20 protein-coding genes are annotated in these 22,658 nt (G+C 51.5%); 9 read left to right on the top strand and 11 right to left on the bottom strand.

The window, feature by feature from the left end; translation table 11 throughout:
* Window positions 1–89: 89 nt before the first annotated feature.
* Together bamC and dapA are read right to left on the bottom strand one after the other, a co-directional pair.
* Window positions 90–1,124 (bottom strand): outer membrane protein assembly factor BamC, encoded by a 1,035-nt coding sequence (gene bamC, locus BZK42_RS19140; RefSeq protein WP_080859830.1) that lies wholly within the window; start codon window positions 1,122–1,124, stop codon window positions 90–92.
* A gap of 16 nt (window positions 1,125–1,140) precedes the next feature.
* A complete protein-coding gene (dapA, locus tag BZK42_RS19135; protein WP_016153972.1) occupies window positions 1,141–2,019 on the bottom strand; it encodes a 4-hydroxy-tetrahydrodipicolinate synthase in 879 nt (292 codons plus the stop codon).
* A 145-nt stretch (window positions 2,020–2,164) separates the two neighbouring features.
* Here dapA and BZK42_RS19130 point away from each other — a divergent pair, with 145 nt between their 5' ends.
* Together BZK42_RS19130 and bcp are read left to right on the top strand one after the other, a co-directional pair.
* Entirely contained in the window at window positions 2,165–2,737 is a 573-nt protein-coding gene (locus tag BZK42_RS19130; RefSeq protein ID WP_019077363.1) for a glycine cleavage system transcriptional repressor, read from the top strand.
* A complete protein-coding gene (gene bcp, locus BZK42_RS19125; RefSeq protein WP_003835095.1) occupies window positions 2,737–3,207 on the top strand; it encodes a thioredoxin-dependent thiol peroxidase in 471 nt (156 codons plus the stop codon). The genes BZK42_RS19130 and bcp overlap by 1 nt, the downstream gene beginning before the upstream one ends.
* Before the next feature lie 115 nt (window positions 3,208–3,322).
* On the opposite strand, the gene iadA is transcribed toward bcp, so the two are convergent.
* The 4 genes from iadA to BZK42_RS19105 all read right to left on the bottom strand — a co-directional run bounded on the left by iadA (window position 3,323) and on the right by BZK42_RS19105 (window position 6,851).
* Window positions 3,323–4,486 (bottom strand): beta-aspartyl-peptidase, encoded by a 1,164-nt coding sequence (gene iadA / locus BZK42_RS19120; protein ID WP_049270067.1) that lies wholly within the window; start codon window positions 4,484–4,486, stop codon window positions 3,323–3,325.
* A gap of 11 nt (window positions 4,487–4,497) precedes the next feature.
* Window positions 4,498–4,959, bottom strand: a complete 462-nt coding sequence (locus BZK42_RS19115) for a YjiG family protein (RefSeq protein ID WP_003037948.1) — start codon at window positions 4,957–4,959, stop codon at window positions 4,498–4,500.
* Between the two features lies 1 nt (window position 4,960).
* A complete protein-coding gene (locus BZK42_RS19110; RefSeq protein ID WP_080859827.1) occupies window positions 4,961–5,620 on the bottom strand; it encodes a nucleoside recognition domain-containing protein in 660 nt (219 codons plus the stop codon).
* Between the two features lie 166 nt (window positions 5,621–5,786).
* Window positions 5,787–6,851 (bottom strand): AI-2E family transporter, encoded by a 1,065-nt coding sequence (locus tag BZK42_RS19105; protein ID WP_016153975.1) that lies wholly within the window; start codon window positions 6,849–6,851, stop codon window positions 5,787–5,789.
* 226 nt (window positions 6,852–7,077) lie between these two features.
* Between BZK42_RS19105 and bepA the strand changes: the two genes are divergently transcribed.
* Together bepA and arsC are read left to right on the top strand one after the other, a co-directional pair.
* Window positions 7,078–8,541 (top strand): beta-barrel assembly-enhancing protease, encoded by a 1,464-nt coding sequence (gene bepA, locus BZK42_RS19100; RefSeq protein WP_047501595.1) that lies wholly within the window; start codon window positions 7,078–7,080, stop codon window positions 8,539–8,541.
* An 86-nt stretch (window positions 8,542–8,627) separates the two neighbouring features.
* Entirely contained in the window at window positions 8,628–8,987 is a 360-nt protein-coding gene (gene arsC, locus BZK42_RS19095; protein WP_046275209.1) for an arsenate reductase (glutaredoxin), read from the top strand.
* Between the two features lie 35 nt (window positions 8,988–9,022).
* Here the strand turns inward: arsC and BZK42_RS19090 are convergent, their stop codons facing one another.
* The 4 genes from BZK42_RS19090 to BZK42_RS19075 all read right to left on the bottom strand — a co-directional run bounded on the left by BZK42_RS19090 (window position 9,023) and on the right by BZK42_RS19075 (window position 13,445).
* Complete coding sequence (locus BZK42_RS19090) at window positions 9,023–9,724, bottom strand: DnaA inactivator Hda (RefSeq protein WP_200049399.1); 702 nt, start codon at window positions 9,722–9,724, stop codon at window positions 9,023–9,025.
* Between the two features lie 95 nt (window positions 9,725–9,819).
* Window positions 9,820–11,109 (bottom strand): uracil permease, encoded by a 1,290-nt coding sequence (gene uraA, locus BZK42_RS19085; RefSeq protein WP_016157119.1) that lies wholly within the window; start codon window positions 11,107–11,109, stop codon window positions 9,820–9,822.
* 95 nt (window positions 11,110–11,204) lie between these two features.
* Window positions 11,205–11,831 (bottom strand): uracil phosphoribosyltransferase, encoded by a 627-nt coding sequence (gene upp / locus BZK42_RS19080; protein WP_003835110.1) that lies wholly within the window; start codon window positions 11,829–11,831, stop codon window positions 11,205–11,207.
* A gap of 183 nt (window positions 11,832–12,014) precedes the next feature.
* Window positions 12,015–13,445: a 6-phospho-beta-glucosidase gene (locus BZK42_RS19075; RefSeq protein WP_047358229.1), complete on the bottom strand. Its 1,431-nt coding sequence runs from the start codon at window positions 13,443–13,445 to the stop codon at window positions 12,015–12,017.
* Window positions 13,446–13,740: 295 nt separating this feature from the next.
* On the opposite strand from BZK42_RS19075, the gene purM reads away from it, so the two are divergent.
* The 4 genes from purM to ppx all read left to right on the top strand — a co-directional run bounded on the left by purM (window position 13,741) and on the right by ppx (window position 19,242).
* Window positions 13,741–14,778 carry a phosphoribosylformylglycinamidine cyclo-ligase gene (gene purM, locus BZK42_RS19070; protein ID WP_016157121.1) on the top strand — a complete coding sequence of 346 codons (1,038 nt, stop codon included), beginning with the start codon at window positions 13,741–13,743 and terminating at the stop codon, window positions 14,776–14,778.
* Entirely contained in the window at window positions 14,775–15,419 is a 645-nt protein-coding gene (gene purN, locus BZK42_RS19065) for a phosphoribosylglycinamide formyltransferase (RefSeq protein WP_080859824.1), read from the top strand. The genes purM and purN overlap by 4 nt, the downstream gene beginning before the upstream one ends.
* A gap of 210 nt (window positions 15,420–15,629) precedes the next feature.
* Window positions 15,630–17,696 carry a polyphosphate kinase 1 gene (ppk1, locus tag BZK42_RS19060; protein ID WP_080859821.1) on the top strand — a complete coding sequence of 689 codons (2,067 nt, stop codon included), beginning with the start codon at window positions 15,630–15,632 and terminating at the stop codon, window positions 17,694–17,696.
* A 4-nt stretch (window positions 17,697–17,700) separates the two neighbouring features.
* Window positions 17,701–19,242 (top strand): exopolyphosphatase, encoded by a 1,542-nt coding sequence (gene ppx / locus BZK42_RS19055; protein WP_046275211.1) that lies wholly within the window; start codon window positions 17,701–17,703, stop codon window positions 19,240–19,242.
* Here the strand turns inward: ppx and BZK42_RS19050 are convergent.
* Window positions 19,222–21,492, bottom strand: a complete 2,271-nt coding sequence (locus BZK42_RS19050) for a sensor domain-containing phosphodiesterase (RefSeq protein ID WP_080859819.1) — start codon at window positions 21,490–21,492, stop codon at window positions 19,222–19,224. The two genes, ppx and BZK42_RS19050, sit on opposite strands and share 21 nt — an antisense overlap.
* A gap of 350 nt (window positions 21,493–21,842) precedes the next feature.
* Between BZK42_RS19050 and BZK42_RS19045 the strand changes: the two genes are divergently transcribed.
* Window positions 21,843–22,046, top strand: a complete 204-nt coding sequence (locus BZK42_RS19045) for a YfgG family protein (protein WP_049041558.1) — start codon at window positions 21,843–21,845, stop codon at window positions 22,044–22,046.
* The last annotated feature ends 612 nt before the right edge of the window (window positions 22,047–22,658 follow it).

The following is a 22,658-nucleotide window of genomic DNA, read 5'->3' as shown; positions in this document are numbered from 1 at the left end:
TTAACGATAAATATTGCGTTTTTCTGCCGACGCACACGTTTGCGTATCATATCAGAAAAAAAGGGCTGGAGTTATCCAGCCCTTTATTTTTACTTACTGAACGCTGCCTGGAAGACGGCGACCAGCGCGTCGTTCTGGCTTTGCGTCAGGGTATGCCCCTTCGGATCGATAAACTGCAAGCTACTGCGGTTGTCTAAATCACCGACCTGCAGTTTATAGTCGCCGGATACCAGACCCGGATCGCTTGCGCCCAGCTCCTGCCAGTTGCTTTCAGACAGTGGTTTGTAGGTCACGGCGATGCTGCCCTGAGAACGGGTGCTGTCGGTCACTTTCATTCCCACTTTCTCAAGCGCTGCCGGCAGACGCTGCCATACCACGTTGAACGGCCCACGTACCACCAGCATCGGTAAACCGGTGTCATCGGCAGCACTCTGAACATCCATGGTGGCGGCAGAGCGGTTCTGCGCGGCATTCGCGGCATCAGTGGCGTTCTTATCCAGACCTGCGGAGATAACGTTCATCATCTCAGCGCTGTAACGCTGCATTGATGCTGGATCAGCTACGGGTTTACCGGCCTGCTCGAGGTTAATCAGTTTCACCGTTACCGCTTGCTGATAACCCTGCGGTTTAACCGAGATTTGATAACGTCCACGGTACTGCTCGTCTTCATCCAGACGGTTCCAGTTAACCCAGTCGGTGGTTAACGTCTGGCTGGCATCATCACGTTTGGTGATCGTGTAGTTTTTAGACTGAATGACGCTAACGACCTGTGGCCACAGCGTGTTGCCACGACCATTTTCCACCAGCAATGTCGACGTATCACCCGCGATCTGAGTGCGAGCGCCGGTGACTAATGCTAACGGCTGAGCCGGCGGGCGAATGTCCAGCGCTTTACCAACGGCACCGCTGCCGTTGGTGACCGGGATATTATAGTCACCCGACATAACCGGCAGAATCATCCCAGCTGGAGCGTGAAGCTCAGCAAGCGGTGCGGCCTCCAGATAGGATTCATCACCGCTCACCTGGCGCTTATAACGCGAGTCAGAACTACAGGCCGCGAGCAACATAACAAGCGAAACACCCGCAACCTTGGCCAGGCGCGACTTTTGTACTGAGTAAGCCATCAAATCTCCCTAAACTTTACAGCAAACCGGCATGCTTAAGCGCCGCTTTGACGATTTCACGAGCATTATCCGTGATTGGCGTCATCGGCAGACGTAGCGTATCGGTCGCCACAAGTCCCAACTCCTTACACGCCCATTTCACTGGGATAGGATTGGGTTCGACAAATAGTTTGTTGTGTAACGGCATCAGACGCTGGTTAATCACCCGCGCCTCGGCAAAGTTCCCGGCTGCCGCCAGTTTGCACATTTCGGCCATATCGCGTGCCGCAACGTTAGACGTCACGGAAATCACGCCATGACCACCGAGCTGCATAAAATCCAGTCCGGTCGCGTCATCACCGCTGAGCAGAATAAAGTCGTCTGAAACCAGCTCTTTGATCTGGTGAACGCGACTTAAGTTCCCCGTGGCCTCTTTAATAGCGATAATATTTTTTACTTTCGCCAGGCGACCAACGGTTTCCGGCAACATATCGCAGCCGGTACGGGACGGTACATTATACAGAATTTGCGGCAGGTCAGTATGTTCAGCGATGGCTTTGAAATGCTGGAACAAACCTTCCTGGGTTGGGCGGTTGTAGTAAGGCGTCACCGTCAGGCAGCCGACAACACCACTGTCGTTGAAACGCTGCGTCAGACTAATGGCTTCCGCGGTCGCATTAGCGCCGGTTCCGGCAATCACCGGAATACGCCCGTCGGCCAGCTCCAGGGTCATCATCACCACATCGCCATGCTCATCATGACTCAGGGTGGCAGACTCACCGGTGGTGCCAACCGAAACGATCGCCGAGGTGCCGCTGGCGACATGATAATCAATCAGTTTTTTCAGGCTCGACCGGCAGACTTTACCTTTCTCATCCATCGGCGTAACAAGCGCGACAATACTTCCCGTGAACATGGGCCATCCTCTGTGCAAACAAGTGTCTCAATGGTACGTTTGGTACGACAATAAAAGCAAGCGACCAGAGCCGTTCTGATTGTTGTATGCATGTTTTTTTTATGCTTTCCTTATGATTACCTCACCGCTCAAAGGAAGAACAGGTTTGACATCGTCATCGCAACACTATCTGGTCATTACTGCGCTGGGTGCTGACCGCCCGGGAATTGTGAACACCATCACACGTCATGTCAGCAGTTGCGGCTGTAATATCGAAGACAGCCGACTGGCCATGCTGGGTGACGAGTTCACGTTTATCATGTTGCTGTCGGGCACCTGGAATGCCATTACCCTAATTGAATCAACCTTGCCGTTGAAAGGTGCAGAGCTGGATTTACTGATTGTGATGAAGCGCACGACCGCACGCCCCCGTCCGGCGATGCCCGCTACGGTATGGGTGCAGGTCGATGTTCCTGATTCTCCGCATTTGATTGAACGCTTTACCGCCCTGTTTGACAGCCACCAAATGAATATTGCGGAACTGGTTTCACGCACGCAACCGGCTGAGAACGAAAAGGCGGCACAGCTGTTTATTCAAATTACCGCACATAGTCCTGCGTCACATGATTCGGCAAATATTGAAGATGCGTTTAAAGCACTCTGTACAGAACTCAATGCGCAAGGCAGTATTAACGTCGTCAATTACTCACAGCATGATGAACAGGATGGAGTTAAGTAATGAACCCACTGAAAGCCGGTGATATCGCACCGAAATTTAGCTTGCCGGATCAAGACGGAGAACAAGTAAATTTAACCGACTTCCAGGGACAGCGTGTTCTGGTTTATTTTTACCCGAAAGCCATGACACCCGGCTGTACCGTACAGGCCTGCGGCCTGCGCGATAACATGGATGAGTTAAAAAAAGCAGGTGTTGAAGTGCTGGGAATCAGCACCGATAAACCAGAGAAGCTTTCCCGATTCGCGGAGAAAGAAGTCCTTAACTTCACGCTCCTGTCCGACGAAGATCACCAGGTTTGCGAGCAGTTCGGCGTCTGGGGTGAGAAGTCATTTATGGGCAAAACCTATGATGGCATCCACCGCATCAGCTTCCTGATTGATGCTGAAGGGAAAATTGAGCATGTGTTTGATGACTTCAAAACCAGCAACCACCACGACGTGGTAATGAACTGGCTGAAAGAGAACGCCTGATTTACATTTTGCCAGATAGCGCCTGATGGTGACGCCACGCGTCTTATCAGGCCGCCATCCGCATAACTCCGTAGCCGGATAAGGCGTCTACGCCGCCATCCGGCATCAACGTCGTTTATTCAAACGTCCCTTTTACACAGGCTTTTTTCTCTCTGACGACGGCTTTTCCCTTCGCCCACAGGTGATGAACTTCAAGCGCATCATTGAGCACCAGAATGTCGGCATCGCATCCCACCGCCAGACGCCCTTTATGTTCCAGTCCCAAAAATTCTGCGACCGTTCGCGTCAGCGGACACAGCGCCAGTTCCAGCGGTATGGCATGAACCTTCACCAACTGGCGCACTGTTTCAGCCAGTGATTCAAACCCTGCGACACCGATGCCGATAAGATTACCGTAGTCATCAAATTCCGGCTGGCTACCGTTGCCGTCTGAACTCAAGGTAATACGCGACAGCGGCACGTTCTGGCGTAGTGCCGTGGCGATGGCCGTGGCCGGGTCGACGGGTTCATCAATGCTGCTGGTAATGTCGATATAACCGCCTTTGCGGGCATACTCCAGCGCCGACTGAAACAACGGTTCCGCACGATTGACGTGTGTGGGCAGCAGCTTGGTAATCGGTACATCGCAACTGTCGAGGATCTGGTACAACGGCTCCAGCATGCGCGGGCTGTCGCCCATATGGAAGACGCTAATCCCCGGCTTGCGCCCTAACAATCCGCCAACGCGCGACTGCGCCGCCATGTTTGCCAGCGCCGAGGTGTCCGGGGCTGAAGAACGATGGTCCGAAACAGCACATTTCACGCCAATAATTTTATCGATCAGCGCCACATCGCGATCGATACTGCCGGTGATGGTCGGGGAAGGCAGAGAATACGCCCCGGTCAGCATCCATGCGCTAATGCCTTCAAATTCCAGCGCGCGGGTTTTCGCCAGCAGCGATTCAGGGTGACGGGTAATACCATCTGTCCCCAGCAATCCCACCACCGAGGTGACGCCAGCTTCAACCAGCCGCGACAAGCGTACTTCCGGCGTGCGGGTGTGCGGCCCCGCTTCTCCACCGCCGCCAATCAGATGGACGTGTTGATCGATAAATCCTGGGCACACAATCGCACCGTCAAGATTGATACACTCGCAGCCAGGAAAATCGTCAGGGGAAATCGACGGCGCGATGGCAACAATTTTGCTGTCAGACACCAGTATATCCTGGCGTCCTAAGTCTTCCGGCGCGTACACGTGTCCCTGCTGGAACAACGTCAAATTAAGAATGGAACAGTTCATAACCTTCCTTGTCAGGCAATAACCTGCATAACCCAAATAGAGAGCAGCGCATTAATTACGCATACCGCAATAATAAGCGGGTAATAACGGGGATGGACCCCCGCGGTACCCAGACAGCGTCCCACATTTTGCACCGGATTGCCCATCAGGTAGATAGCCGGTAACAGCACCGTAGCATCATGTCCCGAAAGCGTACCGGCGACAACCAGGCTGGCGCAAACACCGACGCCGCCTCCCATACTCATCACCGCCGCCAGCAGTACGGTAGCAGATTCCCCCGGCAGTCCCCACAGCGCCATTACCGGCTCACATACCCGCCCGACAATCTCGAGCAGTCCCGTCACCTTCAGCGCCTGAATAATCACAAACGCCATTACCACGTTAGGCAACAGGCTGGTTGTTGCAATAGTGAATCCGCGCCGTGCGCCATCGATAAACATATCCATGACGTTTTTACGTACTTGCGTTGTCATCTCACGCCTCCTGCTGCGTACGGCGATTTTCCAGCTGCGCAATCCACAAACGCAGCAGGTTCGCACCCACAAATTTGAAGACAAGGATCACCGCCAGCGGCGTAATCACCGGAACGGTAACCATCGTAAACAGCGCAGCACCCGAGGAAAAATAGTTGGTAATACACGCACTGCCGCTGGTTTGCCAGCAGGCAAAAATGGCACGTTCCTGTTCAGTGATAATGCCCTCTTCCGCCATTTCTTTAGTCATCCCTGCCGCAGCATCGGTATTTTGCATATTCGCAATCAGCGCCAGCGAACAAATACCCGGAATACCGAGTAACGGGCGCAGGACTGGCGTCATCAGTTGCTGTGCCGCACGCAACCCTCCCAGCCCTTCGGTGACGGAAATTATCCCGAGTGAAAGAATGACGGAAGGCGCCAGCTCAAGCGCGAATAAGAAGCCGTCTTTTGCGCCCATACCGCCCGTGCCGCGAAAAGAGACCGCTGAGTCCCCCGCCGCATTAATCTGCCCAAACGCACCGTTGAGAACGGTGAAATCAAAGACTCGCCACCATTCGGTACTTTTCGCAAACATACCGGAAAAAAGAATAATCGTAATAAAAAAAGCGAGATAACCGCCCCATCCCACCTTCTGCTGCGTGTGTGTGTTGTGACCCATTTTGTTCTCCTGTTGGCCTTATTCCTTGCGTGACTTAAAGACATCACGCGGGTCAAGTTAAAGACAAACGCAGAGAAAAACGACACCAGAAGAGATTATTCAGAATGTGTGGATAGAGGTCAGACAAGTTCGGCTCCGGCGACATTGCATCGCCGGAGCAAACAGATTAGGGTTCATCAACGACCTGACCATCCGGCCAGGCATGCATTACCGCTTTGATTAACGTCGCCAGAGGAATCGCAAAGAATACGCCCCAGAATCCCCACAGGCCGCCGAATATCACCACTGAGAGAATAATCACCAGCGGATGCAGATTTACCGCCTCGGAGAACAGCACCGGCACCAGCAAATTACCGTCCAGCGCCTGGATTATCAGGTATACGGCAAAACAGCTCCAGAACTCGGTGCCAAGCCCGAACTGGAACAATGCCACACCGACCACCGGAATAGTGACCACGAAAGCGCCGATGTACGGGATCAGCACGGAGAAGCCTACCAGCACCGCCAGCAGCAGCGAATAGTTGAGGCCAAACAGCAGGAAGCCGAGCCAGGTCGCCACGCCAACCACCACCATTTCCAGCACCTTGCCGCGGATATAGTTGGTGATTTGCTGGTTCATCTCTTTCCACACCTGCCCCGCCAGTCCGCGATTACGCGGCAGCACCCGACGCACAGCGTTCAGCATTTGTCCTTTATCTTTGATCAGGAAGAACACCATCAACGGGACGAGAATCAGATACACCGCCAGCGTCAGCAATCCGACCAGTGAAGCCAGCGAATATTTCACCACCGAATCGCCCATGGTGAGCATTCGCGAGCGCATATTCTCCGCCATCGCATCAATAATGCCCGCATCCATCAGCGCCGGATAACGCCGCGGTAAGGTGGCGGCAAAATCAGACAATTTATTGAGCATGCCGGGCATATCGCGGATCAGGTAGATCCCCTGTTGCCATGCAACGGGCATTACCACAAACGCCATCAGCAGCAAAATACCGACAAACACCACCAACACAATCGATGTTGCCCAACGCCGTGAACAACCAATATGTTCCAGCCGTACTGTCGGCCATTCGAGCAGGTACGCCAGCACAATGGCGACCAGCAGCGGCGCCAAAAGACCGCTAAAAAAGAACAGGATGCCAAAACCGGCAACCAGAATAATCAGCAAGGCGATGGCTTCGGGGTCGCTAAAGCGGCGGCGATACCATTGCATCAACATTTCGAGCATAAAACCCTTCCATGAATCCAATAGCGGGATTGCGATCCCGAATTGTATCGAAATGTCACAAAAAAGACTTCGCTTTTTATAGCGGATTACGCAAAGTGAAAAGACATTTTTCCTGGGTGTTCATCGTCAGGTTTCGCAGTTACACTCCCTAAGCTTGCGGAGTGTGAACGATACTTCACGGCATTGGTCAAATGGCTATCTCAAAAAAGAATACAGGACAGAGGTTATGTTCAGGCAGTTGAAAAAAAACCTGGTTGCTACCCTCATTGCTGCACTGACCATCGGTCAGGTTGCGCCCGCATTTGCAGAAACCGCGGACACCCTGCCTGATATGGGAACCTCGGCAGGGAGTACGCTTTCCATAGGACAGGAAATGCAGATGGGCGATTATTATGTACGCCAACTGCGCGGCAGTGCGCCATTAATTAACGATCCGTTGCTGACGCAATACATTAATGCGCTGGGGATGCGTCTGGTCTCGCACGCCGACTCGGTAAAAACGCCCTTCACCTTCTTTTTGATTAACAACGATGAAATCAACGCCTTTGCTTTCTTTGGCGGCAACGTTGTTTTGCACTCCGCACTGTTCCGCTATTCCGATAACGAAAGCCAACTGGCATCGGTTATGGCGCACGAAATTTCCCACGTTACGCAGCGTCACCTGGCGCGCGCAATGGAAGACCAGAAACGCAGCGCGCCGCTAACGTGGGTGGGTGCGTTAGGGTCAATTTTATTGGCGATGGCCAGCCCGCAAGCAGGTATGGCGGCGCTGACCGGTACGCTGGCGGGTACACGTCAGGGGATGATTAGCTTTACGCAGCAAAACGAACAGGAAGCAGACCGCATAGGTATTCAGGTACTGCAACGCTCGGGATTCGATCCCCAGGCCATGCCGACGTTTCTGGAAAAATTGCTCGATCAGGCCCGTTACTCTTCGCGTCCACCAGAAATTTTGCTGACTCACCCCCTGCCAGAAAGCCGTCTGTCGGATGCCCGTAACCGCGCCAACCAAATGCGTCCGGCTGTCGTCCAGTCTTCAGAAGATTTTTATCTGGCCAAGGCACGCACCTTAGGCATGTACAACTCTGGTCGCAACCAGCTGACCGATGACCTGCTGAGTAACTGGTCGAAAGGCAACATACGTGAGCAACGTGCGGCGCAGTATGGCCGGGCATTGCAGGCAATGGAGGCCAGTAAATATGACGAGGCACGTAAAGCACTGCAACCGCTGCTGGCGGCAGATGCTAACAATGCCTGGTATCTCGACCTGGCAACGGATATCGATCTCGGCCAGAAGAAAACCAGCGATGCCATTAATCGGTTGAAAAACGCCCGCGACCTGCGCACCAACCCGGTACTGCAGCTCAACCTGGCAAATGCGTATTTACAGGCCGGGCAAGCCAAAGAGGCAGCGACCATCCTGAATCGCTATACGTTTAACCATAAGAACGACCCTAACGGCTGGGATCTGTTAGCGCAAACGGAAGCCAACCTGAACAACCGCGATCAAGAGCTGGCGGCCCGCGCGGAAGGGTATGCCCTCGCAGGACGTCTGGATCAGGCGATTTCGATGCTCAGCAGCGCAAGCTCACAGGTCAAGCTGGGTAGCCAGCAGCAGGCCAGATACGATGCCCGTATCGACCAGCTACGCCAACTGCAAGAGCGCTTTAAACCGTATACGAAAATGTAATTATCGAACCCTTGCCGGATGGCGATATGTAGGCCGGATAAGGCCTTTGGTCGCCATCCGGCAGGATTGTTATGCAAGGAGAAGTCATGTCAGACGCGATTAAAATCTACCATAACCCACGCTGCTCCAAGAGCCGTGAAACGCTGGAGTTACTGAAGTCCAACGGCGTGGACCCGGAAGTGGTGTTGTATCTGGAAACCCCGGCTGACGCCACAACCCTGCGTGAATTGTTGCAGATGCTGGGCATGTCCAGCGCGCGCGAGCTGATGCGCCAGAAAGAAGATCTCTATAAGTCACTTAATCTGGCGGACGTAAATCTGAGTGAAGATGCGCTGATTCAGGCAATGGTGGAAAACCCGAAATTGATGGAGCGCCCGATTGTGGTTGCCAAAGGCCAGGCGAGAATTGGACGCCCGCCGGAGCAGGTACTGGAAATCATCGGTTAACCTGAAACCTGCCGCAGTCTCTTCGGCTGCGGCGCTTACAGCTTCAGTATCTCTTTTACGAATGGAATGGTCAGCTTACGCTGGGCGGTGATCGATGCATGATCAAGCTGATCCAACGTCATAAACAGCGTACGCATTTCTCGATCCAGACGCTTGAGCAGGAAGCGTCCCACATCTTCCGGCAGTTCAAACCCACGAAGTCTGGCGCGTAATTGCAACGCCTGCAGCTTATCTTCATCGGAAAGCGGCTGCAGCTTGTAGATTTGTCCCCAGTCCAGGCGCGAGGCGAGATCCGGCAACCCCAGATTCAGCTGTCTTGGCGGGCGATCGCCGGTGATCAGCAGACGCGTTTTCCCCGACTCCAGGATGCGGTTGTAGAGATCAAAGATCGCCATTTCCCACAGCGAATCCCCGGCCACACATTCGATGTTATCGATGCATACCAGCGATAAATGCTCCATACCGTCGAGCACCTCGGGGACGAACCAGGTACGCTTGTCGAGCGGCACATAGCCTACCGCATCGCCGCGCGCGGACAGTTCCGCACAAGCTGCATGCAGCAAATGACTACGGCCAGCGCCTTCACGCGACCAGAGATAAATATACCCGCTATGGTCCTGACGCAGCACGTTTTGCAGTGCAGCCAGTAAAGAGGAGTTATCCCCCGGCCAGAAACTTGCGAAAGTTTCGTCGTCAGGAAGATAAAGTGGCAAAGAGAGCTGTGCCGGTGTGTTCAGAGATACCTCAACCCAGGATTTCATAAAATCGCGTTGAGTTTAACACAGAAATACGTCGTGATAGAACCGGGCAGCATCGCCACCCGGTAAGAGATTTACTGTTGCGGACTGTCGGCATCTTCCGCGTCAAGCACGACTTCTTCCGGACGCAGCAGGCTGATAACTTTGAAAATCAGGCTCAGACAAACGCCAACAATGGTCGCCAGCGCCATGCCTTTCAGCTCAGCGGCACCAATGTGAACTTTCGCACCACTCACGCCGATGATCAAAATAACCGAGGTCAGGATCAGGTTTTGCGCCTTGTTGTAATCAACTTTTGACTCGATCAGTACGCGAATACCGGAAGCACCAATCACGCCGTACAGCAGCAGCGATACGCCCCCCATGACCGGCAGCGGAATGATTTGGATCGCCGCCGCCAGTTTGCCCACGCAGGAGAGCAGAATGGCAAAAATTGCCGCGCCGCCGATAACCCAGGTACTGTAAACACGAGTAATCGCCATTACGCCAATGTTTTCGCCGTACGTGGTGTTCGGCGTAGAGCCGAAGAAACCAGAGATAACCGTAGACAGGCCGTTGGCAAACATAGAACGATGCAGGCCAGGATCGCGAATCAAATCTTTTTTCACGATATTCGCCGTCACCACCAGGTGTCCAACGTGTTCAGCGATGACCACCAGCGCCGCCGGCAGGATGGTCAGAATGGCAACCCATTCAAAGCGCGGCGTGTAGAACGTTGGCAGAGCAAACCAGTGGGCCTGCGCAATCGGCGTGGTGTCCACGACCCCCATCACGAAGGAGAGCGCGTAGCCGGCCAGCACCCCAATCAGAATCGGGATAATCGCCATAAAACCGCGGAACAGTACAGAGCCAAATACCGTAACCGCCAGCGTCACCATTGAGATGATGATGGTTTTTGAATCCGGTAATTGCCCCTCTGCTGGCAGTAACCCCGCCATGCCCGCAGCGACGCCAGCCAGCTCCAGACCGATGACGGCAACGATTGCGCCCATCGCCGCAGGAGGGAACATGACATCCAGCCAGCCGGTTCCTGCTTTCTTAACGATGAAAGAAACCAGGCAGAACAGAACGCCGCACATAATGAAACCACCCAGCGCCACTTCATACCCTAACGGCAGCAACAGAAGTACCGGGGAAATGAATGCGAAGCTGGAACCCAAATACGCAGGAATTTTACCTTTACAGATAAAGAGATACAGCAACGTACCAATGCCGTTAAACAGCAGAACGGTAGCCGGGTTGATGTGGAACAGGACTGGCACCAGAACCGTTGCGCCAAACATAGCGAACAGGTGCTGCAAACTAAGCGGGATTGTCTGTAAAAGCGGCGGTCTTTCACTCACCCCGATAGCACGGCGCGTCATAGTGTTTTCCTCTGAGTGTTGTTTGTTATTAGCCTTGGGTTGTTATATTCAAAAAAAAGCCGACTCTTAAAGTCGGCTTCTTTTCACTTATTCGTTTACTTGGTACCAAAAATCTTATCGCCGGCATCGCCGAGCCCCGGAATAATGTATCCGTGCTCGTTCAACCCCTGATCGATGGAGGCCGTGTACAGCTCAACATCCGGGTGCGCTTTTTCCAGTGCCGCGATACCTTCCGGTGCCGCAACCAGGACCAGCACTTTAATGCTGGTGCAGCCTGCATTTTTCAGCAGGTCGATGGTGGCGATAACGGAACCGCCGGTTGCCAGCATCGGGTCAACGATCAGCGCCATACGCTCATCGATGTTAGATACCAGCTTCTGGAAGTACGGAACCGGCTCCAGCGTTTCTTCGTTACGGTACATACCAACCACGCTGATACGCGCGCTCGGAACGTTTTCCAGTACGCCTTCCATCATGCCCAGGCCCGCACGCAGGATTGGCACAACGGTGATTTTTTTACCTTTGATTTGGTCAACTTCAACCGGACCATTCCAGCCTTCAATGGTCACCTTTTCGGTTTCCAGACCAGCGGTTGCTTCATAAGTCAGCAGGCTGCCAACTTCCGAGGCGAGTTCACGAAAGCGTTTAGTGCTGATGTCGTTTTCACGCATCAGTCCCAGCTTGTGTTTGACGAGTGGGTGTTTGACTTCCACGATCTTCATACTCTTCTCCTTTCCTCAGACGAGTGGCAACCACAAAAAAAATCGCCGGATTATACCGCTTTTCGTCTCTGGCGCAACACTGGATACGCTTGATATGGATCAACCAAAGTCGTTTGCGTCTGGATGATGAGTATAAAACAAGCCCCGCATTATTGGCGGGGCTGGCTGTCAATGCTATGAATTTTATAGATATTCAGCATTGGTCTGGATAACGTTTTGATACCATGAAAAAGATTTCTTCGGCGAGCGTGCTAACGTTCCGCTTCCGTCATTATTTTTATCAACATAGATAAAGCCGTAGCGTTTTTTCATCTCCCCCGTCCCGGCTGAGACTAAGTCAATACAACCCCACGGGGTATAACCCATCAGGTCCACACCATCTTCCACTACCGCTTTTTTCATTTCACTGATATGTGCGGCCATATAGTCAATACGATAGGAATCATCTACCGATCCGTCGGCCTGCTGCACGTCAATCGCACCAAAGCCGTTTTCGACGATAAACAGCGGCAGTTGGTAATGATCCCAGAACCAGTTCAGCGAATAGCGCAGACCGACGGGATCAATCTGCCAGCCCCAGTCCGATTTCTGCACGTACGGGTTGGAAACCAGACTTTTCGACTCGTCATAATCCAGCTGTGGGTTGTCTGCCGTGGCCTGCGTTGCGAAAGACATATAGTAGCTAAAGCCGATGTAATCGACACAACCCTCAGTCAGCGCCTGACGGTCTTCCTCGGTGATATCAAGATCAAAGCCACGCCGGGCAAAGTAGTTGAGAAGATGCTGCGGGTATTTGCCGCGCACATGGACATCGGTAAACCAGTAACGCCGGTGCATGGCGTTCATCGCCATCATCATATCGTCCGGCGCGCAGGTCAGTGGATAGATAGGACACATGGCAATCATGCACCCTATCTGCAATGCCGGGTTAATCTCACGCGCAGCCTTTACCGCCAGCGCGCTTGCCACCAGTTCATAGTGCGCCGCCTGGTACATAACCGGCTCGCGGTCTTCACCGGGCTGATATTTCAGGCCAGAGTTAGTAAAAGGCGCGAAGTCTTCGTGATAATTTGCCTGGTTGTTAATTTCATTAAACGTCATCCAGTACTTCACTTTGTGCTGGTAACGGGTAAAAACCACTGCGGCAAAACGGACAAAGAAATCGATAAGTTTGCGGTTGCGCCAGCCGCCATATTCCGTCACCAGATGGTATGGCATCTCGAAATGCGACAACGTAATCACCGGTTCAATGCCATATTTCAGGCATTCGTCAAACAGGTCATCATAGAACTGCAGGCCAGCCTCATTGGGTTGCGCTTCGTCGCCTAAGGGGAAAATACGCGTCCAGGCAATCGAAGTGCGAAAACATTTAAACCCCATTTCGGCAAACAGTTTAATGTCGTCTTTATAGCGGTGATAAAAATCGATGGCGTCGTGGTTAGGGTAGTTTTTACCGGCAATCACACCGTCAGTGATTTCACGCGCCACGCCATGCGCCCCCGCCGTCATGACATCGGCAACGCTAATTCCTTTTCCACCTTCCTGCCAGCCACCTTCCAGTTGATGAGCGGCTACGGCACCACCCCACATGAAATCTGCTTTAAATCCTGACATACCCTTCCCCTCTCGTGATTACTCTGTGCAAAACGCTGTTGATGAGGTCCGCAACAGAAAACAGAAACCGGTTTCAGTACGATACTGTGTATTCAGCAGGCAGGTTTCAAGCACAAGACTGTACCCGGTTTCATTTTCGTGGCGCAGTTCAAACAAATAGATAAATGATTGTAAAATGCTGAAAAAATCAGCACATAAAACTTGATGCAGAGCAGGCTCGCAAACGTTTGCTTTCCCTGTTAGAATTGCGCCGAATTTAACTTTTACTGCAAGTAAACATGTGGGGAAGCAGGCAGTGACCGATAAAACCTCTCTTAGCTACAAAGATGCCGGTGTTGATATTGATGCAGGTAATGCTCTGGTTGATCGAATCAAAGGCGTAGTAAAGAAAACTCGTCGTCCGGAAGTTATGGGTGGTCTGGGTGGCTTCGGTGCGCTGTGCGCATTGCCGCAAAAATATCGTGAACCGGTACTGGTTTCCGGCACTGATGGCGTCGGCACAAAACTGCGCCTGGCGATGGATCTGAAACGCCATGACACTATCGGCATTGACCTCGTCGCAATGTGCGTCAACGATCTCGTGGTTCAGGGCGCTGAGCCGCTGTTTTTCCTCGACTACTATGCTACCGGCAAACTGGATGTGGATACCGCAGCCAGCGTCATTAACGGTATTGCCGAAGGCTGTCTGCAGTCTGGCTGTGCGCTTGTCGGCGGTGAAACGGCTGAAATGCCGGGGATGTACCACGGCGAAGATTACGACGTGGCAGGCTTCTGCGTTGGCGTCGTCGAAAAATCTGAGATCATCGACGGTTCAAAAGTGGCTGACGGCGACGTACTGATTGCACTCGGCTCCAGCGGTCCGCACTCCAACGGCTACTCTCTGGTGCGCAAAATTGTTGAAGTTAGCGGTTGTGACCCGGAAACCACCGAGCTTGAAGGCAAGCCGCTGGCCGATCACTTACTGGCCCCGACCCGCATTTATGTCAAATCCATTCTGGAACTGATTGAGAAGGTTGATGTTCATGCCATTGCCCACCTGACCGGCGGTGGTTTCTGGGAAAATATTCCACGCGTTCTGCCAGACAACACGCAGGCTGTGATCGACGAATCTTCATGGCAGTGGCCAGCCGTCTTCAACTGGCTGCAAACGGCGGGTAACGTCAGCCAGCATGAGATGTATCGCACCTTTAACTGCGGCGTAGGCATGGTTATCGCCCTGCCAGCTTCTGAAGTGGACAACGCCCTTGCTTTGCTCAATGAGAAAGGTGAAAACGCATGGAAAATCGGTATCATCAAAGCTTCTGATTCCGAACAGCGTGTGGTCATTGAATGAAAAACATTGTGGTGCTCATTTCCGGCAACGGAAGCAATTTGCAGGCGATAATCGATGCCTGCGAACAGAATAAAATCAATGGCACCATACGTGCAGTATTCAGTAACAAGGCCGATGCGTTCGGCCTTGAGCGCGCACGCGAAGCGAATATTCCTGCACACTCGCTGGAAGCCGCCCAGTTTGCCAGTCGCGAAGCATTCGACCAGCAACTGATACAAGAGATCGACGCTTATGCCCCCGATGTCGTGGTGCTGGCCGGTTATATGCGCATTCTAAGTCCGACGTTTGTTGCTCACTATTCTGAACGATTGCTGAATATCCACCCGTCTTTATTGCCGAAGTATCCTGGCCTGCACACGCACCGTCAGGTTCTGGAAAACGGCGATGAAGAGCATGGCACCTCCGTCCATTTCGTCACCGATGAACTGGACGGCGGACCGGTTATTCTCCAGGCCAAGGTTCCGGTATTTGAAGGCGACAGCGAAGATGATGTCACGGCACGAGTCCAGGCCCAGGAACATACCATTTACCCGCTGGTGGTAAGCTGGTTTACTGATGGTCGCCTGAAGATGCGTGATAACGCAGCATGGCTGGACGGCGTTTGTCTGCCGCCACAAGGCTACGCCGCCGACGAAGAATAAAATCAACCTGTAAACCGGATCTCATCATCCGGTTTACAGGCATAAATACCTTTTCCGGTTAACATCTCCGGTATTCATCTACGCTCCCCCTTTCTCTTTGCTATCAGACGGTTTATTGTCATATTTTTCTGGCACTGTTGGACATCTGAGAGCAATGCTCGCCATAATAAATCGGTAGTGTCCCGTGAATGAAACGGAGTAAAAGTGGTAATGGGTCAGGAAAAGCTATACATCGAGAAAGAACTCAGCTGGTTAGCGTTCAACGAACGTGTACTCCAGGAAGCTGCTGATAAGTCAAACCCGTTGATCGAACGGATGCGTTTCTTAGGCATCTATTCCAATAATCTCGACGAGTTTTATAAGGTTCGTTTCGCCGAACTGAAGCGCCGAATCATTATTAGCGAAGAACAGGGTTCAAACTCTCACTCCCGCCATCTGTTAGGTAAAATCCAGGCCCGCGTATTAAAAGCCGATCAGGAATTTGACGGCCTGTACAACGAGTTGCTGCTGGAGATGGCGCGCAACCAGATTTTCCTTATCAATGAACGTCAGTTGTCGGCCAATCAACAGAGCTGGTTACGCCACTACTTCAAACAATATCTTCGCCAGCACATTACACCGATCCTGATCAACCGCGAGACGGATTTAGTTCAGTTTCTGAAAGATGACTACACCTATCTGGCGGTGGAAATTATCCGCGGCGATACGATCCGCTACGCGCTGCTGGAAATCCCTTCCGACAAGGTTCCCCGTTTTGTGAATCTACCGCCGGAAACCCCGCGCCGTCGCAAACCGATGATCCTGCTGGACAACATCTTACGCTACTGCCTTGACGACATTTTCAAAGGGTTCTTTGATTACGATGCGCTGAACGCCTATTCGATGAAAATGACTCGCGACGCCGAATACGATTTGGTGCACGAGATGGAATCGAGCCTGATGGAGCTGATGTCGTCCAGTCTGAAACAGCGTCTGACCGCAGAGCCTGTACGTTTTGTCTATCAGCGCGACATGCCCAATGCGCTGGTCGAGGTACTGCGTGAAAAGCTGACGATTTCTCGCTACGACTCGATTGTTCCTGGCGGGCGTTACCATAACTTCAAAGACTTTATTAATTTCCCCAACGTTGGCAAAGCTAACCTGGTGAACAAACCGCTACCGCGTTTGCGCCATATCTGGTTCGATAACGAGAAGTTTCGTAACGGCTTTGACGCCGTTCGCGAACGCGACGTGCTGCTATATTATCCGTATCACACTTTTGAGCACGTTCTTGAACTGTTGCGCCAGGCCTCTTTCGACCCGAGCGTGCTGGCGATAAAAATCAACATCTACCGTGTGGCCAAAGACTCGCGCATCATTGATTCGATGATCCATGCCGCGCACAACGGTAAGAAAGTCACCGTGGTGGTGGAGTTGCAGGCTCGCTTTGATGAAGAAGCCAACATTCATTGGGCCAAGCGTCTTACCGAGGCTGGCGTTCACGTCATCTTCTCCGCGCCGGGCCTGAAAATTCACGCCAAATTGTTCCTTATCTCGCGTAAAGAAGGTGATGAAGTTGTGCGCTATGCACATATCGGGACGGGGAACTTCAACGAAAAAACGGCGCGTCTCTATACCGACTACTCGTTACTTACCGCCGACTCACGCATTACCAACGAGGTTCGTCGGGTGTTCAACTTCATCGAGAACCCGTATCGTCCGGTGACGTTCGATTATCTGCTGGTTTCTCCGCAGAACTCGCGCCGTTTGCTGTACGCGATGATTGACAAAGAAATCGCCAACGCGCAGCAAGGACAGCCTTCCGGTATCACCCTAAAACTGAATAACCTGGTCGATAAAGGCCTGGTTGATCGTCTCTATGCGGCCTCAAGCTCAGGCGTGCCAGTCAATTTATTGATTCGCGGTATGTGCTCTTTGATTCCGAATCTGGAAGGCATTAGCGACAATATTCGCGTGATAAGCATAGTTGACCGCTACCTTGAACACGACCGGGTTTATATCTTCGAAAACGGTGGCGACAAGCAGGTATACCTCTCCTCCGCAGACTGGATGACCAGGAATATCGACTATCGCATCGAAGTCGCCACACCGCTGCTGGACCCGCGTCTTAAGCAACGGGTGCTGGATATTATCGATATCCTGTTCAGCGACACGGTGAAGGCTCGCTTCATCGATAAAGAACTCAGTAATCGCTACGTACCGCGCGGAAACCGCCGTAAGGTTCAGTCACAATTGGCGATATACGACTACATCAAATCACTCGAGCAACCTGACTAACGCTATGCCAATACACGACAAGACTCCACGACCGCAGGAATTTGCTGCGGTCGACCTTGGTTCAAACAGTTTCCATATGGTCATTGCCCGCGTGGTTGATGGCGCAATGCAGATTATCGGGCGACTGAAACAGCGCGTTCATCTGGCGGATGGCCTCGGCGAAGATAACAAGCTGAGCGAAGAGGCAATGGAGCGCGGATTAAGCTGCCTGTCGCTGTTCGCCGAACGTCTGCAGGGCTTTCCCCCATCAAGCGTATGCATCGTGGGAACCCATACTTTGCGTCAGGCGCTAAATGCGACCGAGTTTCTCAAGCGAGCAGAAAAAGTTATCCCCTACCCGATTGAGATTATTTCCGGTAATGAAGAAGCCCGACTGATTTTTATGGGCGTGGAGCACACCCAGCCGGAAAAGGGTCGTAAGCTGGTTATTGATATCGGCGGTGGTTCAACAGAACTGGTGATCGGCGAAGATTTCGAGCCCAAATTGGTGGAAAGTCGTCGTATGGGCTGCGTCAGTTTTGCTCAGATGTATTTCCCGGGCGGCGCTATTAGTCGGGAAAACTTCCAGCGTGCGCGCATGGCGGCAGCGCAAAAGCTTGAAACCTTAACCTGGCAGTTTCGCATTCAGGGCTGGAACGTTGCGCTGGGCGCGTCGGGCACGATTAAAGCGGCACACGAAGTGCTGCTGGAGATGGGTGAGAAAGATGGTTTTATCACCCCCGAACGCCTGGACAAACTGCGAACCGAAGTGCTGAAGCATGCGTCATTCGATGCGCTCAGCCTGCCGGGGCTGTCTGAAGAACGAAAAGCGGTGTTTGTGCCGGGACTCGCGATTCTGTGCGGCGTTTTTGACGCACTGGCTATCCGCGAACTCCGCCTTTCTGATGGTGCACTACGCGAAGGCGTGCTGTATGAGATGGAAGGTCGTTTTCGCCACCAGGACGTTCGCAGCCGTACTGCGAGCAGCCTGGCGAACCAGTACAACATCGACAGCGAACAGGCCCGGCGCGTACTGGAAACGACGATGCAAATGTACGATCAGTGGCATACGCAGCAGCCAAAGCTGGCCAATCCACAACTGGAAGCGTTGCTGCGCTGGGCGGCGATGCTGCATGAGGTTGGGCTGAACATCAACCACAGCGGTTTACATCGCCACTCGGCGTATATCCTCCAAAACAGCGATTTACCGGGTTTCAATCAGGAACAACAGCTGATGATGGCAACCCTGGTTCGATATCATCGCAAAGCGGTGAAACTGGATGATTTGCCCCGCTTTACGCTGTTCAAGAAAAAACAGTTTCTGCCGTTAATTCAGCTGTTGCGCCTGGGCGTGCTGCTGAATAATCAGCGACAGGCGACCACCACGCCACCGACGCTGACCCTAATTACCGACGACAACCACTGGACCTTACGCTTTCCGCATGACTGGTTTAGCCAGAATGCGCTGGTGCTGCTCGATCTGGAAAAAGAGCAGCAATACTGGGAAGCCGTTACCGGCTGGCGTCTCAAAATTGAAGAAGAGAGTTCACCCGATATCGCCGCATAAGCTCTCAGCAGGTGCCAGTTCTTCTGGCACCTGTTCTTCCAGCATTTCATGCAACGGCTGTGGTTTACCAATCAGATACCCCTGCATGTAATCAATCCCCAGCGAAATTACCGCACTGCGTATTTCTTCGCTTTCGACGTACTCCGCGACCACCAGCATTCTTTTCATCCGCGCCAGATGGCAAATAGAGGCCACGATTTGATAGTCGAGGCTATTCGAAACGATGTTGCGAATAAAGCTGCCATCAATTTTCAGGATATCGGCATTCACATTCTTCAGCCGCGCATAGCTGGCATATCCGGTACCAAAATCATCAATCGCAATCTGACAGCCCAATGATTGCAGCTGCAGTAACGTTGCCTGCGCCTGTTCCGCATTGGTTAAGGCATTGCTTTCCGTTACTTCAAAAATCAGCTGCCACGGTTCAACTTTGTACTTAATCAGTAGCTGGTTGATGTCATGCGGAAGCCGGGCCCGGCATACCGATGTGGGAGATAAGTTAATAGCAAACCGACGGGCGGGCATTTTTTCCCGATTCTGCGCCATAAACTTCATCGTATTTTCAATCACCCACAGATCGATGCTGGATGACAATCCAAACTCATGCGCTACCGGTAAGAAGCTGTCAGGACCGATGGTTTTACCATCATCTCCCTCTAGCCGCAGCAGAATTTCGTGATAAACATCGCCGCGCACACCTGAAATCGGCTGCGCCATCAGGAAAAAGCGATTGTGCTCCAGCGCCAGTTGCAGACGATTCATCATCGCAACCTTATCTTTCAGGTCACGTTGCAGGTGCATCACGCCTCGGCGCTGCAAATTCTCTGGCGCATTGGTCGCCAGAGAAAGCTCGGCGATGGTGCTTAACTCCCCCAGTAACAAGTAGATGTGATTAACCGGAGAACGGACATAGCAAAAACTAATCCCCACCTGCGGCTGTAAAGGCATGCCATCCCAGATAAAACGAAACTGCTTGATATGCCTGTCCAGCGCTTCAATACGCTCCTGATGCGACTCGGTGTTAAAACGCAGAACTAAATCATTACCCGATAACTGATAGACATGCTCATCTTGTTTCAGCAATGGCTTTACCCACTGGGCAAGTTTTTGCTTGTACTGGATACGTAGCATAATGCCGTAATTTTTCACCAGCAGTTCCATACCCGGAACACTCAAAAAGCAAAGCACTGACCATGGCGCCTTTCTCAAATCCCGGTTCAAAGCGCGCAAATTCGGAATATGCACCATGGGGTCAAAGAAGGCCAGACGATGAGAATGTCTGGCGACAATTCTCTGGCGCGTTGCCAGTACGGCAATAAAATTCACGATGAAGGAGAAAACCAGGTAACTCGATGAGGTAATGGCAAGTTGCACATCGTAACCCGAATACCAAGGCATATAGCGTTGATAATAATGAATTGCTGTAATGAGTACGAGCATCCATATTAACGAAATAAATTTATAACCGTAACGCATAGCTCCCCATAGCATGACGGGCAGCATCAGTGACAAGGTATAATTCGTGCTAAATATCGAGCTTTTCTCATCTAGCGGCATACACAACAATGTCATTAGTATGGTCAATATAATCAACCAGACCGCAAACTCTGTTTTGGTAACTTTGGTATCAAACTGCTGCTTTAATTGAGATAAATAGCCTCTGATATACAAAGGATTACGAATCGTGCGAATTATAAAGTAGCACAGTGGAACCCCAACCAGATTCCCGGCCAGCATGGCCTGATAGTTGATCAACGTGCCGGTATTAAGGGGCATAACGCCCACCATACCGGATTTGCTCTCATAGACGCCCACAAACGCAGCGAAATGGAAGAATAGCAGAAACAGCGTTGCCGGGCAGAAAACCTGCCAAAACATGTGCTGAAACATCAGGTGGGAGTCACCGTAAGAAACGTTATTCCGCCGGGGAGCAAAAACTTTATACCCTCCCCAACTGAGCACTATCGTAACTATAAAGTGCGAAATTATTGAGAGCATTTCAAATAACCCAACCTGCGGATATTTGTACCAGATGATGGAAATGATAATTCCTGGTAATGCCGCCCAGCCAAAAAACAACATCAGGCTAATCATCAGCGCTAAAGGCAGGTAGAAAAGAATTACGTTCCCGGTACTAATATGGGCATAGGTGTTAGCAGTGCTCAATATAGGCAACAGCAAGGAAGGCAAGATGAGAGGTAACGCCCACCATCTATCTCTAATACCAATATAATTTTTATTGAGTTTCATAGATGCTCAGTAGAATCCCGCACATCCTGCAGGGGGTATTCGGACAGGCATCCCACCTGACGTTAAAACGATAAAGTTAAATACATTAAAATGACTCATCAATTTTAGTTGTCAGCAAAGGGTGATGCTTGATACACATCAATAAATAAGTCCCTCATTAATCAATTATTACTCTTTTCATGGTTTTTTATCGTTATCCCATTATTAATGCAAATAATAATATTAATTTCCATAACATAAATAGATAAAACAACTGAAGCAATTTTACATAACGAAAAATTGACCATTCCCTCACAGTATGCCTTAATGTGACTATCGCCCTCAGTTGGGTACACTACAAGGAACCTTTTGTGAGCCAGGTTACCAGCCTACGCAAACGACACCGATTTAACAGTCGCATGATCCGGATCGTACTGCTTATCAGCTTTCTTTTCTTCTTCGGACGCTTCGTCTACTCCGCCATAGGTGCGTGGCACCACCACCAGAACAAAAAAGAAACTCAGCAGATCACCCTGCCGCAACAGGCATCTCCTGCACAAACTGACGTACGCTGATCGCTCGCGCCGAGGATACCCCCAGCATTAAGATTCCTTACCGGATGGCTAATCGCCTGACATTTAACCATCCGGTAAGGGATTTGAGTGATGAAACTTCACGTAGTCTTGCCCGCCCACACGTGCTGATATATCGGATAATCAACCGTGTTTTTCGCACAAATACACCATCTTTTAATCCCACTTCACCGCGCCATTCGCGCTGATTTTTTTACGTTCCAGTGTACTGGATATAAAAAAGATACACTGCGCTCAAATAGACGCTAATTAATATCGCTAGAAAATATCACTGACTAAAACATTCATATTTAGCATGAAATTAAATGCTTATCTGAATTGTTACCATTATTAAATTCCACAGGGTAATACCATGAGTACTTTTTATTATTTCCGTAAATAAGAAGCGGTGTTGAATGGATCGCAGACGTTAAGTGTGTGATTAACCCTACTATCGAGCAGGACTGTCGCATCGATAAAATTCGCGCAATAAATATCCTCCGGCATAGCCGGAGGTTTTTCGGATGCGCCTATAAGGCTCTGTTACCAGCCGCGCCCTAACAGGCGCATACGATCTGACATTTGCATCAGACTTCGTTACTTACGGCCCGTAAA

It is taken from the genome of Citrobacter braakii, assembly GCF_002075345.1.
Classification (GTDB): domain Bacteria; phylum Pseudomonadota; class Gammaproteobacteria; order Enterobacterales; family Enterobacteriaceae; genus Citrobacter; species Citrobacter braakii.
The sequence above is the reverse complement of the archived record's forward strand: the minus strand, read 5'-3'. Positions and strand labels throughout refer to the sequence as shown.

Coding starts and splice junctions, on each gene's coding strand:
- arsC (WP_046275209.1), top strand. CDS start 8,628: ATGTCAGACGCGATTAAAATCTACCATAACCCACGCTGCTCCAAGAGC.
- bcp (WP_003835095.1), top strand. CDS start 2,737: ATGAACCCACTGAAAGCCGGTGATATCGCACCGAAATTTAGCTTGCCG.
- uraA (WP_016157119.1), bottom strand. CDS start 11,109: ATGACGCGCCGTGCTATCGGGGTGAGTGAAAGACCGCCGCTTTTACAG.
- purN (WP_080859824.1), top strand. CDS start 14,775: ATGAAAAACATTGTGGTGCTCATTTCCGGCAACGGAAGCAATTTGCAG.
- BZK42_RS19115 (WP_003037948.1), bottom strand. CDS start 4,959: ATGACAACGCAAGTACGTAAAAACGTCATGGATATGTTTATCGATGGC.
- ppk1 (WP_080859821.1), top strand. CDS start 15,630: ATGGGTCAGGAAAAGCTATACATCGAGAAAGAACTCAGCTGGTTAGCG.
- BZK42_RS19075 (WP_047358229.1), bottom strand. CDS start 13,445: ATGTCAGGATTTAAAGCAGATTTCATGTGGGGTGGTGCCGTAGCCGCT.
- bepA (WP_047501595.1), top strand. CDS start 7,078: ATGTTCAGGCAGTTGAAAAAAAACCTGGTTGCTACCCTCATTGCTGCA.
- ppx (WP_046275211.1), top strand. CDS start 17,701: ATGCCAATACACGACAAGACTCCACGACCGCAGGAATTTGCTGCGGTC.
- iadA (WP_049270067.1), bottom strand. CDS start 4,486: ATGAACTGTTCCATTCTTAATTTGACGTTGTTCCAGCAGGGACACGTG.
- dapA (WP_016153972.1), bottom strand. CDS start 2,019: ATGTTCACGGGAAGTATTGTCGCGCTTGTTACGCCGATGGATGAGAAA.
- upp (WP_003835110.1), bottom strand. CDS start 11,831: ATGAAGATCGTGGAAGTCAAACACCCACTCGTCAAACACAAGCTGGGA.
- BZK42_RS19110 (WP_080859827.1), bottom strand. CDS start 5,620: ATGGGTCACAACACACACACGCAGCAGAAGGTGGGATGGGGCGGTTAT.
- bamC (WP_080859830.1), bottom strand. CDS start 1,124: ATGGCTTACTCAGTACAAAAGTCGCGCCTGGCCAAGGTTGCGGGTGTT.
- BZK42_RS19105 (WP_016153975.1), bottom strand. CDS start 6,851: ATGCTCGAAATGTTGATGCAATGGTATCGCCGCCGCTTTAGCGACCCC.
- BZK42_RS19050 (WP_080859819.1), bottom strand. CDS start 21,492: ATGAAACTCAATAAAAATTATATTGGTATTAGAGATAGATGGTGGGCG.